Origin of the sequence: Streptomyces sp. NBC_01465 (assembly GCF_036227325.1) — a bacterium.
GTDB lineage: Bacteria > Actinomycetota > Actinomycetes > Streptomycetales > Streptomycetaceae > Streptomyces.
This window is the reverse complement of sequence record NZ_CP109467.1, coordinates 2088106-2101511: the sequence shown is the minus strand read 5'-3', so window position 1 is coordinate 2101511 and position 13406 is coordinate 2088106. Positions and strand designations below refer to the sequence as shown.

Sequence of the window (13406 nt, the reverse complement as noted above, 5' to 3'; positions counted from 1 at the left end):
GGCCATGACTTCCACTGAGAGTGCAGGCAAGCCCGCCCCCAAGGACCCCTGGGACCTCCCGGACGTGTCCGGGCTGGTCGTAGGGGTCCTCGGCGGGACCGGCGACCAGGGGCGCGGGCTCGCGTACCGGCTGGCCAAGGCCGGGCAGAAGGTGATCATCGGCTCGCGCGCGGCCGAGCGGGCGCAGACCGCCGCCGACGAGCTGGGGCTCGGCGTCGAGGGCGCGGACAACGCCGAGTGCGCGCGGCGCAGCGACGTCGTGATCGTCGCGGTGCCGTGGGAGGGGCACGGCAAGACCCTCGAATCCCTGCGCGAGGAGCTCGCGGGCAAGCTCGTCGTGGACTGCGTCAACCCGCTGGGCTTCGACAAGAAGGGTGCGTACGCCCTGAAGCCCGAGGAGGGCAGCGCCGCCGAGCAGGCCGCCGCCCTGCTGCCGGACTCGCGGGTCGCCGCCGCCTTCCACCACCTCTCCGCCGTACTGCTGCAGGACGCGTCGGTCGCGGAGATCGACACCGATGTGATGGTGCTCGGCGAGGAGCGGGCCGACGTGGAGATCGTGCAGGCGCTGGCAGGGCGGATCCCCGGGATGCGCGGCGTGTTCTCGGGCCGGCTGCGCAACGCGCACCAGGTGGAGTCGCTGGTCGCGAATCTCATCTCCGTGAACCGCCGCTACAAGGCGCACGCGGGGCTTCGGGTCACCGACGTGTAGGACATGACGGGGCATGGGGGACACTGGACGGGTTCGTCTGTTGGAACCCCGGACAGGAGTCGCCTCCCATGCCCCGCCTCGCTGTGTACGCCCTCGTCGTCTGCACCCTCGCCGTTGCCGCCGCGGTGGTGTCCTTCGCCCAGGGCAGCTGGCTCGGCATCGTCTGGGTGCTGATGGCGGGCCTCTCGTCCAACATGGCCTGGTACTACCTGCGCAAGGCGAAGGCGGACAAGGCGGCCGCGGCCGTCACTGGGTGACGCCGCAGAAACCGGCGTCCGGGCCGCCCTTCCAGACCTGGTAGAACGCCTGGCCGCAGCCGACCTCGCCCCGCCCGATGCCCAGGCCGCCCAGAATCCAGTTGATCATGTCGAAGAAGACGTGGTTGATCTCCGGGATCCAGAGCAGAGCGAAGACCGCCAGCAGCCCGAACTGCGCGATGGGCTCGACCTGGCGGCGGAACGAGTACGACAGCCAGGGCTCGATGACGCCGTAGCCGTCGAGGCCGGGGACGGGCAGGAAGTTCAGGATCGCCGCCGTGACCTGGAGCATCGCGAGGAACGCGAGCGCGTAACGGAAGGTCGTCGGCACCCCGTCCAGCGCGTGCAGCCAGAACGGCGCCGTGCAGACGACCGCGAACAGCACATTGGTCAGCGGGCCCGCGGCCGAGATCAGGCTGTGCTTCCAGCGGCCCTGGATCCGGCCCCGCTCGATGAAGACCGCGCCACCCGGGAGACCGATCCCGCCCATGATCACGAAGATGACGGGCAGCACGATCGAAAGCACGGCATGGGTGTAGGCGAGGGGATTGAGGGTCAGATAGCCCTTCGCGCCGATCGAGATGTCACCGCTGTGCAGCGCGGTACGGGCGTGCGCGTACTCGTGGAGGCAGAGCGAGACGATCCAGGCGGCGGTCACGAAGAGGAAGACCGCGATGCCGGGCTTGGCCGCGAAGTCGGTCCAGACCGCCCAGCCGGTGACCGCCATGATCGCGAGGATCCCGAGGAAGACGGGACTGATCCGCCGGTCGCTGTTGCGGGAGGTGGCGGTGGTCATCGGTGGGGCTCCTGGTGCGTGGGTGGCCGGTCCTGGCGAGCCCCGACCGTACAGGTGACACTGCGCAAACGTCTCGCGGACGGGCGGGAGTTCCGGGGAGGGTGGACCCATGACCGTACTGAAGGTGCTGTACGAGGGCTGGGCCATGGAGTGCTGCGGTACGCCCTTCGTGGTGGGCGAAGAGGTGGTGTGGAACGCCGGGCCCGACGACGCGGTGGGCGAGGGGATGTGGCGGGTCGCCACACATGCCGGCGGCCCGGTGGGGGCGCGGACCGTGCTGGGGCGGGTGCGGTCGATCCAGGTGGTGGCCGATGCCTTCGTGATGCGGGCCTCAGGGTACGAGTGCGTGCCGGAGAAGCGGTCCCTGCGCGAGGTGGAGGCCTGCCCGAAATGGTTCGCCCGGCTGGGCGAGGAGGACGGCGTACGCAGGGACGAGACGGGCGTTCTCGTCGAGCTGGAGACCACGGGCGACTGACGCTTGCCCCGTAACGGAGAATGGTGCCGTGCGCTATCGGCTACTCACGACCACTCAGGCAGTACGCGACGACGGCACGGCCGTCCCCCTCGGCGGATCGCGGCTGCGCGCGCTGCTGACCGTGCTCGCGCTGCGGGCCGGGCGGACGGTGCCCGTGGGGGTGCTGGTCGGCGAGGTCTGGGACGGAGAACCGCCCGCCGACGAGGCGGGCGCCCTGCAGGCGCTGGTCGCCCGGCTCCGGCGGGCGCTGGGGCACGGGGCGGTGGCCTCGGACGACGGCGGCTACCGGCTGTGCGCGGACCCCGACGACGTGGACCTGTACCGCTTCGAGCGGCTCGCGGGGGAGGGCACACGGGCGCTGGAGGCCGGCGACCCGGTGAAGGCGGCGGCCCTCCTGGAGGACGCGCTGGCGCTGTGGCAGGGCGAGGTGCTGGCCGACCTTCCCGACCGTACGGCGCTCGCGGCACGCTGGGAGGCACGGCACCTGGAGGCGCGGCGCGCGTCGCTGGCGGCGGCGGTGGCGCTGGGCCGCGCGGCGGAGGCCCTGCCCGAACTGGCCGCGCTCTGCGAGGAACACCCCCTGGACGAACCGCTGCAGGCGCTGCGGATACGGGCGCTGAGGGCGGCGGGCCGTACGGCGCAGGCGCTGGAGGCGTACGAGGTCGTACGGCGGGGTCTGGCGGAGGAGCTCGGGGCGGATCCGGGACCTGAACTCCGGGGTCTGCACGCGGAGTTGCTCGCAGCGCCGGAGGTGTCCGATCCAGCCCCTCCGGCGATGGAGGAGCGGGGGTTCGGGGGCGGGGCCCCCGGTGCGGCGCAGCCGCAGCACCCCGGCAACCTCCGCTCCCGGCTCACCAGCTTCGTCGGGCGCGAGCGCGACATCGACACCATCCGGGGCGACCTGGGCCGCGCCCGTCTCGTCACGCTCCTCGGCCCCGGCGGAGCCGGCAAGACCCGCCTCTCGCAGGAGGCCGCAGAGACCGTCGCCGACACCTGGCCCGACGGCGTCTGGCTGGCCGAACTCGCCCCCGTGGACGACCCTTCGACCGTCCCCGAGGCCGTACTCGCCGCCGTGGGCGCCCGCGATTCCGTCCTGCACGGCGCGGGCGCCGAGGCGATGCGCGCCGCGGACCGCAAGAGCGGCGACCCCCTGGTCCGGCTCACCGCGCACTGCGCCCCCCGCCGGATGCTGATCCTCCTCGACAACTGCGAGCACGTGATCGACGCGGCGGCCCGCCTCGCCGAGGAACTCCTCGCCCGCTGCCCCGAGTTGACGATCCTGGCGACCAGCCGCGAACCCCTCGGCGTGCCCGGTGAGCTCCTGCGCCCCCTCGAACCCCTCCCGCAGCCCACCGCGCTGCGCCTCTTCGCCGAGCGCGGCGCCGCAGCCAAGGCCGGGTTCCGTATCGACGACGACCCCGAGGCCGCCGCCGAGATCTGCCGGCGCCTCGACGGGCTGCCGCTCGCCATCGAACTGGCCGCCGCCCGGCTGCGGATGCTCACCCCGCGCCAGATCGCCGACCGCCTCGACGACCGCTTCCGGCTGCTGACCGGCGGGGCCAGGACCGTACTGCCGCGCCAGCAGACCCTGCGCGCCGTCGTCGACTGGTCCTGGGACCTCCTCGACGAGGTCGAGCGGACCGTCCTGCGCCGCCTCTCCGTCTTCGCGGGCGGCTGCGACCTCGCCGCCGCGGAAGCCGTGTGCGGCCCCGGCGCCATGGACGGGCTGGGCTCGCTCGTCGACAAGTCCCTTGTGGTGGCGGCCCCTTCGGGCGCCGGCGGGACCGGGATGCGCTACCGGCTCCTGGAGACGGTGGGGGAGTACGCGGCCGAACGCCTCGACGAGAACGGCGAGCGCGCGGAGGCCGAGCGGCAGCACCTGGTGTACTTCCGCGAGCTGGCCCGCACCGAGGACCCCAAGCTGCGCGGCCGCGGACAGCGCGACGCCATCGCCGTACTGGAGCTGGAGTACGAGAACCTCCGTACGGTCCTGCGCCGCGCCGTCGCCGCCCGCGAGGAGCACGAGGCGCTCTGCCTGGTCCATGCGCTGAACTGGTTCTGGCAGATGCGCGGGCTTCGCTCGGAGTCCAAGCACTGGTCGACGGTTACCTCGGAGCTCGGCCCCGACCCCTTCGCCGAGCCGGTGACCCCCGCGCCGCCGATCTACGAGCGCTGTACGGACTCCCCGCCCCCGATGGCCCCCGACCTCCTGGTGGAGGCGCGGCGCGGGGTGCGGCTGATCCGGCTGGCCTCCAGCGACCAGGACACCGAGCGGTGGTCGTCCCCGACGATGCAGAAGATGGCGCTCGGCATCAGGTCCGCCTACCGTCCGGGCCTGCCGCAGACCTGCCGTCCTCCGGCCAGCATGTGGTTCTTCGCGGTCCTGCTGACCGGCGGCGCGGACGACCTGCGGGAAATGATCGACGCCACCGTGAACACCTGCCGCGAGCTGGGGTACGTGTGGGAACTGGGCAGTGCGCTGCAGACCCGGGCCAATGTCCTGGCCAACCGCGCGGAATGGGCGGGCGAGGCGGACCAGGACGCCGAGGAGAGCCAGGCGATCTACACGGAGCTGGGCGACGAATGGGGTGTCGCCGAAGCCCTGTCGGCGCGCGGCGAGGCGCACGAGCGCCGGGGTGAATACGCCCTGGCCGCAGCGGACTTCAGGGAGGCCGTCGCGTACGCGGAGCGCATCGGCGCCAAGGCGCAGGTGGACGTGTTGCGGATCCGCCTCGCGGGAGTCATGTCGGAGATGGGGGAGGGTGATGCGGGGGAGGCGATCCTGCGCGAGGTCCTCGCGGAAGGACCCTCGTCCGGCACCGAGGCGCGGCCCGCGGGCCGTCTCTACCTCGCGATGTGGCTGGGCAGGACCGGCCGTACGGACGAGGCCCGCCTCACGCTCGACGAACTGGCCGCGGACTTCGCCAAGGGCGCGTTCTCCGTCTTCGACGGCTTCGTGGTGGGACTCCGGGCCTGGCTGGACAGCGTCGACCAGAACCACGAGTCGGCCTGGGACCTGGCGCTCCAGGCCCTGGATCTGGCCGACGACCCGCTGACCACGATGATCGCCCCCCAGATGCCGGCGACGTACCTGCGGCTGGTCGCGGGCGCGATGGCCGCGATCGGCGGTACGGACCGTGCCCGCACCGCGGCCCAACTGCTCGGCGCCTCCGACGGGTTGCTGCCGGTGGGACACGTGCCCGACACGATGGAACGGGAGAACCGCGCTCGCGCCGAGTCGGCGGCCCGCGCGGTGCTCGGCGATGCGGCGTACGAGGCCGCGTACGCAGAAGGCGGCGGCCTCTCCAAGGAGGAGGCCACCGCCCTCGCGCGACGCGATCGCTAGAACCTGCGGGTCAGGTCAGGTCTTGCTGCGGAACTTGCGGATGGCGAGCGGCGCGGTGATCACGGTGATCGCCACGGACCAGCCGAGCGTCAGGAGCACCGAGTGGGCGACGGGGCCGCCCATCATCAGCCCGCGGGCCGCATCGGCCAGGTTGGAGAGCGGGTTGTAGTCGGTGAACGCCTGGAGCCAGCCGGGCATGGACGACGGCGGGGCGAAGATCGAGGAACCGAACTGAAGCGGCATCAGTACCAGCATGGCCATCCCCTGGACGGCCTGGGCCGTCTTCATGGTGAGTCCGAGCAGGATGAAGATCCACATGAGGGACGCGCCGAAGACCAGCGACAGGCCGACCGCGGCGAAGAGTCCGAGCACCGAGCTGACGCTCATGCCCAGGATGAAGCCCATGACCAGCAGGATGGTCGTGGCGACCATCATCCGGCCGATCTCGACGACGATCTTCGCGATGAGGACGGAGGACCGGGCGATCGGCATGCTGCGGAACCGGTCCATGACCCCCTTCTTGAAGTCGTCGTTGACGCCGGTCCCGACGGCCATGGAGATGTTCATCCCCATCATCGCCATCATGCCGGGCACCAAGTAGTTGACGTATTCGCCCTGGTTGCCCTTGCCGGCGATCGCGCCGCCGAAGACGTACGTGAACAGCAGGATGAAGATGATCGGCATCAGCACGGCGTCGAACATCGACTCCGGGTCGGCCTTGATGGCGAGCGCGTTGCGCCGGGCCAGTGCGCCGATGTGGCGCAGATTGCCGCGCAGGCCGATACGGCCCTCGCCGGCGGACGGCTTGGTCAGTGGTGCGGGCGCCTTCGGCGGCGCGGTGAGTGTTGCGGTGCTCATACCGCGACCTCCTCGGGAATGGCGTCCGAGACGTTCTCGGCGGAATCGGCCGGCTTCTCGCCGGTGATCGCCAGGAACACCTCGTCCAGGCTGGGCAGATGTGTGCCTATGTTCGTGATGCCGAAGCCGCGGGCGCCCAACAGGCCGACCACTGCGGTCAGTTGCTCGTCGCTGAGGATCGGCACATTGAGCAGTCCGTCGTCGGGGACGGCCTGCGAGCCGGCGAGACCGTCGAGTCCCGCGTCGTTGATGGCGATGGCCATGGCGGCCAGCTGCGAGGGGTCGGAGGGCTGGATCTGCAGCGTGCGGCCGCCGACCTTCGCCTTGAGCTCGTTGACCCCGCCGTTGGCGATGACCTTGCCCTTGTCGATGACCGTCAGCTCGCCTGCGAGCTGCTCGGCCTCCTCCATGTACTGGGTGGTGAGGAGCACGGTCGCCCCCTCCGCGACCATCCTCTTCACCTCGTCCCAGACCTCGTTGCGGGTGCGGGGGTCGAGTCCGGTCGTCGGCTCGTCCAAGTACAGGATGGCGGGGTTGCCGATCATGGAGGCGGCAAGGTCGAGGCGCCGGCGCATACCGCCGGAGTAGTCCTTCGCGGGCTTCTTGGCCGCGTCGGTCAGCGAGAACCGCTCGAGCAGCTCGTCGGAGCGGCTGCGGGCGTCCTTGCGGGAGAGATCGAGCAGGCGCCCGATCATGTAGAGGTTCTCCCAGCCGGAGAGTTTCTCGTCGACCGAGGCGTACTGCCCGGTCAGGCCGATCACCCGGCGGAGCTGGCGGGGCTGGGTCAGCACGTTGTACCCGGCGACCGTGGCGGTCCCGGAGTCCGGCCGGACCAGGGTGGAGAGGATACGGACGAGGGTGGTCTTGCCGGCGCCGTTGGGGCCCAGGACTCCGTGGACGGTGCCCTCACGGACATCCAGGTCCACTCCGTCGAGCGCCTTGGTCTCGCCGTAGTGCTTCACCATCCCCCGTACCTCGACGGCGTTGGCGCCGTTGCTGGGGTTCTTGTCGATTCGCGTCATGTCCACTATTGGAGCAGTGCCCACTGACAACCCACCGACAGGATGCCGACAGCCCGCCGATGGGGGATGTCGGCGGGCTGTCGTTACTGCGGCGATGGCTCAGTGGAACGTGTGCTCTTCCTGCGGGAACGCCCCGCCCATGACGTCGTCGGCGAAGGCCTTCGCCGCGTCGCCGAGGGTCTGGCGGAGGTTCGCGTACTGCTTGGTGAAGCGCGGGACCTTGCCGCCGGTGAGCCCGACCATGTCGGTGTAGACGAGCACCTGGGCGTCCGTCTCGGGGCCGGCCCCGATGCCGACGGTCGGGATGTGCAGGATGCGGGTGACCTCGGCGGCGATCTCCGCGGGCACGAGCTCCAGGACGACGGCGAAGGCGCCGGCGTCCTGGACGGCCTTGGCGTCACGCAGCAGCTGCTGAGCGGCTTCCTCGCCACGCCCCTGCACGCGGTACCCCATGGAATTCACGGACTGAGGGGTCAGTCCGATGTGCCCCATGACAGGAATCCCGGACTGCACCAGCAGCTGGATCTGCTCGTGCGACCGCTCGCCGCCCTCCAGCTTCACGGCCCCGACGCCCGCCTCCTTGACGAGCCGCGTCGCGCTGCGGAGCGCCTGGACGGGCCCTTCCTGGTACGAGCCGAAGGTGAGGTCCCCGACGATGAGGGCGCGCGAGGTGCCCCGTACGACGGCGGCGGAGAGCATCGTCATCTCGTCCATGGTGACGGGGACGGTGGTGTCGTAGCCGAGGTGGCAGTTGCCCATGGAGTCCCCGACGAGCATCACGGGGATCCCGGCCTCGTCGAAGACGGAGGCGGTCATGGCGTCATAGGCGGTGAGCATCGGCCACTTCTCGCCGCGCTCCTTGGCTGCGGTGATGTCGTGGACGGTGATGCGGCGGGTGCCCTTGCCGCCGTAGAGGGCGTTCTTCGGGGCAGCCTGAAGTTGTTGCGTCATCGCAACGGCTCCTGTTCTTCGTCATCTCGAGGCACCCTGACGGCGTCCCCGGACCACGTCCATGGTGACACCAAGGGATGCCGGGAGGGAAGTGGGCCCGCTCGGGAGCCGGTGGAGGTAAAGACTTTCCAATACGAGACGGTCTCGTATCGTAAAGCGTCTAGGCTTTACGCCATGACTACATCCACGGGGGCCCCTGCCGCGCCCCGCATACCAGAAGCCGTTCACCGGCGTCGCTGGGCCATCCTCGGCGTGCTCATGCTCAGCCTGCTGATCGTGGTCCTCGACAACTCGATCCTCAACGTCGCGATCAAGACGATCTCGACCCCGGACCCCGTCGGCCTCGGCGCCACCCAGAGCGAGCTCGAGTGGGCCATCAACTCCTACACCCTCGTCTTCGCGGGGCTGCTCTTCACCGCCGGACTCCTCGGTGACCGGCTCGGGCGCAAGAAGATGCTGCTCTTCGGGCTCGCCGTCTTCGGCATCGGATCCGCGCTCGCCGCCGAATCCGGCTCGCCCGTCCAGCTCATCATCTTCCGCGCCCTGATGGGCCTCGGCTCCGCCTTCGTCATGCCGGCGACGCTCGCCATCCTCATGAACGTCTTCGAGCGCGACGAGCAGCCCAAGGCCATCGGCATCTGGGCCGGCGGCGTCGGTCTCGCCATCGCCATCGGGCCCATCACTGGCGGTGTGCTCCTCGACCACTTCTGGTGGGGTTCCGTCTTCCTCATCAACGTGCCGATCGTGATCATCGCGATCGCCCTGATGAGCTTCCTCGTCCCGGACTCCCGCGACCCGAAGCCCGGCCGCATCGACCTCGTCGGCGTGCTGCTCTCCGTCGTCGGTCTCGTCCTGCTCGTCTACGGAATCATCAAGGGCGGCCAGCTCGCCGACTTCACCGACCCGGCCGTCCTCGCCACCGCGGGCGCCGGACTGGTCGTGCTCATCGGCTTCGTCTTCTACGAGAAGCGCTCCGACCACCCGTCGATCGACGTCACCTACTTCAAGAACAAGGTGTTCTCGGCGGCCATCTCCGCCATCGCCCTCGTCTTCTTCGCCCTCATGGGCGTGACCTTCTTCTCGGTCTTCTACACCCAGTCCGTCCGCGGCTACTCGCCCCTGCAGACCGGTCTGCTGATGCTGCCGCTCGCCGCGGCGCAGATCATCTTCTCGCCGCGCGCCCGCCTCGTCGTCGAACGCTTCGGCAACAAGGCCGTCTGCACCGGCGGTCTGCTGATCGTCGCCGCGATGCTCGCCGCGTTCATGATCCTCGACCAGGACACGCCCATCTGGCTCCTGGAGGTCATCTTCTTCCTCATGGGCACCGGGATGGCGCACATCATGACCCCCACCAGCGTTGTGATCATGCAGGCGCTGCCCCGCGAGAAGGCCGGTTCGGCCTCCGCGCTCTCCAACACCTTCCGCCAGGTCGGCGGCGCGCTCGGCATCGCGGTGCTCGGCTCCGTGCTCTCGTCCGCGTACCGCAGCGGCATCGAGGACAAGCTCGGTCTGCTCCCGCCCGGCCTGCGGCACACCGCGGGGGAGTCCATCGAGGCCACCCTCGGCGTCGCCGCCAAGCTCGGGCCCAAGGGGCAGGCGCTCGTCGGGCCCGCCCAGGACTCCTTCCTCGACGCCATGCACACCACCGCGCTCTGCGGTGCGGTCGTCGCCCTGATCGGCGCGGTCGTGGTTGCCCTCTTCCTGCCGGGGAAGTCTCCGGCGGAGGTGAAGCCGCAGGCAGATGAGCCGGTGTCGGCGACAATCGGTACGGACTGACGGCGGGGGTCGTCGCGATGAGAGGTGGAGCGGGCGTGTCCTCGACCGAGCAGGGTGGAGTACGGCAGGAGACCCGCCGCGGCAGACCGCGTTCCGAAGCGGTCGAGCGGGCGATCATCGAAGCCGTCGTCAAACTGCTCGAAGAGGGCGTGCCCCTCACCGAGATCTCCATCGAACGCATCGCCCGCACCGCCGGCGTCGGCAAGGCCACCATCTACCGCCGCTGGAAGGGCAAGGAGGAGCTGCTGGTCGACGTCCTGAAGGACATCGAACCGGTGGATCCGCCGCTGCCCGGCACGTCCGTACGGGACGACCTCGTGGCCATGCTCGAATCGCTGCGCCGGCGGGGGCTGGCCCAGCGCTCGTCCGCGCTGCTGCACAACGTCTTTGCACAGATGAAGAGTTCGCCCAAACTCTGGGACGCCTATCACGACACCGTGGTCGAGGCCCGGCGCAGGCAGGGCAGGGAGATCATGGTCCGGGGGGTCGCCGAAGGGGCCATCCGCGCCGATGTCCCTCTTGACCTGGTCAATGACATCTTCGTCGGGCCGATGCTGCTCCGGACGGTCATGCGGCCCGACGCGGACCTGCCCGAGGACCTCGCCGAGCAGCTGGTGGATCTTGGTCTGCAGGGGCTGAAGCCGCAGCTCTGAAGTGTGCGTGTTGTGTCACAGGCGGAACCTCCTGTGGCTGCCCCGCCGTCCTCGTGACCGTACGGCCGTCCTTGGACGGCGGGGAAAAGCGCCGTTGCATCGCCTAGGGTCTGAGGCGGGGACGGCGTGCACGGCAAGGCAGTGAGGGCAACGGTATGGCGCAGGCGTACATGGAGGAGACGGGGAACGAAGGCTCGGACGACGAGCGGCCGGGATCCGGACCCCGGCGCCTGTTCGGCGGTCGCTGGCGGGGCGACCGGGGCATCTGGAAGCGCGGCATCGTGCTCGGTGCGCTCGCCGTTCTGATCGCGCTGCTGATGCTGTTCCACGCGCAGATCCCCAACCGGATCGGCAACCTCGGCAGCCTCACCGAGACCTTCCTGCCCTGGCTGGGCATCGTCGGCGTCCCGGTGATCCTGGTCCTCGCGTTGCTGCGCCGGTCCGCGACCGCGCTGATCGCCCTGCTGATGCCGGTGATCGTCTGGCTGAACCTCTTCGGCGGGCTGCTCACCGACAAGCAGAACTCCGGCGGCAACCTCACCGTCGCCACCCACAACGTGAACGCCGACAACCCCGACCCGGTCGGCACGGCCAAGGCGGTCGCGGCCTCGGGTGCGCAGGTCCTGGCGCTGGAGGAGATCCCGGCGGGCAAGGTCTCGACGTACGAGAACGCCCTCGAGGCCACCTACCCGTATCACTCGGTGCAGGGCACGGTCGGGCTCTGGTCCAAGTACCCGATGAGCAACACCAGGTCCGTCGACATCAAGCTGGGCTGGATCCGTGCGATGCGCTCGACGGTGGCGACCCCCGCGGGCCGGGTCGATGTCTTCGTCGCCCATATGCCCTCGGTGCGCGTGAAGCTCGACGCCGGGTTCACCGCCTCGCAGCGCGATGCCAGCGCGGACGCGCTCGGGCAGGCGATCACCGACGACGGCTCCGGCAAGCTCATCCTGCTCGGTGACCTCAACGGCACCATGAACGACCGCTCGCTGAACGCCATCACCTCGCAGATGCGCTCCACGCAGGGCGCCGCGGGCAGCGGCTTCGGGTTCAGCTGGCCCGCATCCTTCCCGATGGCGAGGATCGACCAGATCCTGGTCAAGGGGGTCAAGCCGATGTCGTCGTGGACGCTGCCGAAGACGGACAGCGACCATCTTCCGATCGCCGCCCGCGTGCAGATCTGATGAAACGACGCGTTTACCGGCTGGGACTATTCGTCTGAGAGACTTTGTTCCGTAGCTATACATACGGACGTTGAAAGGTCGCTCATGCCCCTGGCCCTGCTCGCGCTGGCCATCGGAGCCTTCGGGATCGGAACCACCGAGTTCGTGATGATGGGCCTGCTGCCCAACGTCGCGTCCGATCTCCACACCACCATCCCGGCCGCCGGACATCTCGTCTCCGCGTACGCACTCGGCGTCGTCATCGGCGCGCCGTTGCTCGCCGCCCTCACCGCGAAGCTGCCGCGCCGCACCGTGCTCGTCGCCCTGATGGTGCTCTTCGTCGTCGGCAACGCGCTCTCCGCCTTCGCGCCGAGCTACGACTGGCTGCTCGTCGCCCGCATCGTCAGCGGGCTGCCGCACGGCGCCTTCTTCGGCGTCGGCGCGGTCGTCGCCACCGGTCTGGTCGCCCCCGAACGCAAGGCCCGTTCGGTCTCGATGATGTTCCTCGGCCTGACCATCGCCAACATCATCGGCGTCCCGGCCGCCACCCTCATGGGCCAGCACCTCGGCTGGCGCGCGACCTTCCTCGCGGTCAGCGCGATCGGCCTCGTCGCGATCGCCGCGATCGTGGCGCTGATCCCCGCGATCCCCGCCGACCCGAAGGCGACCGGCGTACGGCGCGAGCTCGCCGCCTTCCGGACCCTGCCGCTCTGGCTGGCGCTCGGCACCACCGTCGTCGGTTTCGGCGCGCTCTTCGCCGCGTACAGCTACATCACGCCGATGCTCACCCACGTCGCGGGCTTCTCCGAGGGCAGCGTGACGATCCTGCTCGCCCTCTTCGGCGTCGGCGCGACGGCCGGCAACCTCCTCGGCGGACGCTTCGCCGACCGCTCGCTGCGCGGCACGCTGTACGGCGGGCTCGCCGCGCTCACCGGAGTCCTCGCCGTCTTCCCGCTGCTCATGCAGGCGCAGTGGAGCGCCGGGGTGGGCGTCGTACTGCTCGGCGCGGCCGCCTTCGTCACCGGCTCCCCGCTCCAGCTGATGGTCATGGAGAAGGCCCAGGGCGCACCCTCGCTGGCCTCCTCCGCCAACCAGGCCGCCTTCAACCTGGCCAACGCGGGCGGCGCCTGGATCGGCGGCGTCGCGATCTCGGCAGGCTTCGGCTACATCTCACCGGCCGTTGCGGGCGCGGGACTTGCGGTCCTCGGGCTGCTGTTCGCGGCGGGCGCGGCGCGGGTGGACCGGCGGGTGGATCGACGGCCGGAGGCGCGGGTGCTCGCCGTGCGCGCGCCTGCGTCCGCTTCCGTACGGGGAGAGGCGCAGCCTGCGGAGCCTGCGGTGTACGAGCCGCGAAGGTGATCGGGGCCCCGCTGCGACCCGTTTCCCCTTGTCGGGCCGGA

At 70.3% G+C, this 13406-nt stretch carries 12 protein-coding genes; 8 read left to right on the top strand and 4 right to left on the bottom strand.

Annotated features, from left to right (window positions below):
* The first annotated feature begins 4 nt into the window (after window positions 1–4).
* Complete coding sequence (npdG, locus tag OG707_RS09575; protein WP_329116436.1) at window positions 5–709, top strand: NADPH-dependent F420 reductase; 705 nt, start codon at window positions 5–7, stop codon at window positions 707–709.
* 68 nt (window positions 710–777) lie between these two features.
* Entirely contained in the window at window positions 778–966 is a 189-nt protein-coding gene (locus OG707_RS09570; RefSeq protein ID WP_329116434.1) for a hypothetical protein, read from the top strand.
* Here OG707_RS09570 and OG707_RS09565 read toward each other — a convergent pair.
* Complete coding sequence (locus tag OG707_RS09565; protein ID WP_329116432.1) at window positions 956–1762, bottom strand: site-2 protease family protein; 807 nt, start codon at window positions 1760–1762, stop codon at window positions 956–958. The genes OG707_RS09570 and OG707_RS09565 overlap by 11 nt on opposite strands.
* Before the next feature lie 109 nt (window positions 1763–1871).
* On the opposite strand from OG707_RS09565, the gene OG707_RS09560 reads away from it, so the two are divergent.
* Both OG707_RS09560 and OG707_RS09555 read left to right on the top strand, forming a co-directional pair.
* Window positions 1872–2237 (top strand): DUF6578 domain-containing protein, encoded by a 366-nt coding sequence (locus OG707_RS09560; RefSeq protein WP_329116430.1) that lies wholly within the window; start codon window positions 1872–1874, stop codon window positions 2235–2237.
* Between the two features lie 28 nt (window positions 2238–2265).
* A complete protein-coding gene (locus tag OG707_RS09555) occupies window positions 2266–5583 on the top strand; it encodes an AfsR/SARP family transcriptional regulator (protein ID WP_329116428.1) in 3318 nt (1105 codons plus the stop codon).
* Between the two features lie 15 nt (window positions 5584–5598).
* Here the strand turns inward: OG707_RS09555 and OG707_RS09550 are convergent, their stop codons facing one another.
* From OG707_RS09550 to panB, 3 genes are all read right to left on the bottom strand, one after another.
* Entirely contained in the window at window positions 5599–6441 is an 843-nt protein-coding gene (locus OG707_RS09550) for an ABC transporter permease (RefSeq protein ID WP_329116426.1), read from the bottom strand.
* Window positions 6438–7463: an ATP-binding cassette domain-containing protein gene (locus OG707_RS09545; protein ID WP_329116423.1), complete on the bottom strand. Its 1026-nt coding sequence runs from the start codon at window positions 7461–7463 to the stop codon at window positions 6438–6440. The genes OG707_RS09550 and OG707_RS09545 overlap by 4 nt, the downstream gene beginning before the upstream one ends.
* A gap of 99 nt (window positions 7464–7562) precedes the next feature.
* Window positions 7563–8414 carry a 3-methyl-2-oxobutanoate hydroxymethyltransferase gene (gene panB, locus OG707_RS09540; RefSeq protein ID WP_329116420.1) on the bottom strand — a complete coding sequence of 284 codons (852 nt, stop codon included), beginning with the start codon at window positions 8412–8414 and terminating at the stop codon, window positions 7563–7565.
* A 174-nt stretch (window positions 8415–8588) separates the two neighbouring features.
* Here panB and OG707_RS09535 point away from each other — a divergent pair, with 174 nt between their 5' ends.
* The 4 genes from OG707_RS09535 (at window position 8589) to OG707_RS09520 (ending at window position 13365) form a co-directional block, all read left to right on the top strand.
* Window positions 8589–10190 carry an MFS transporter gene (locus tag OG707_RS09535; protein ID WP_329116419.1) on the top strand — a complete coding sequence of 534 codons (1602 nt, stop codon included), beginning with the start codon at window positions 8589–8591 and terminating at the stop codon, window positions 10188–10190.
* Window positions 10191–10207: 17 nt separating this feature from the next.
* Entirely contained in the window at window positions 10208–10843 is a 636-nt protein-coding gene (locus OG707_RS09530) for a TetR/AcrR family transcriptional regulator (protein WP_443071300.1), read from the top strand.
* A 155-nt stretch (window positions 10844–10998) separates the two neighbouring features.
* Window positions 10999–12027: an endonuclease/exonuclease/phosphatase family protein gene (locus tag OG707_RS09525; RefSeq protein WP_329116415.1), complete on the top strand. Its 1029-nt coding sequence runs from the start codon at window positions 10999–11001 to the stop codon at window positions 12025–12027.
* A gap of 84 nt (window positions 12028–12111) precedes the next feature.
* A complete protein-coding gene (locus tag OG707_RS09520) occupies window positions 12112–13365 on the top strand; it encodes an MFS transporter (protein WP_329116414.1) in 1254 nt (417 codons plus the stop codon).
* Window positions 13366–13406: the final 41 nt, after the last annotated feature.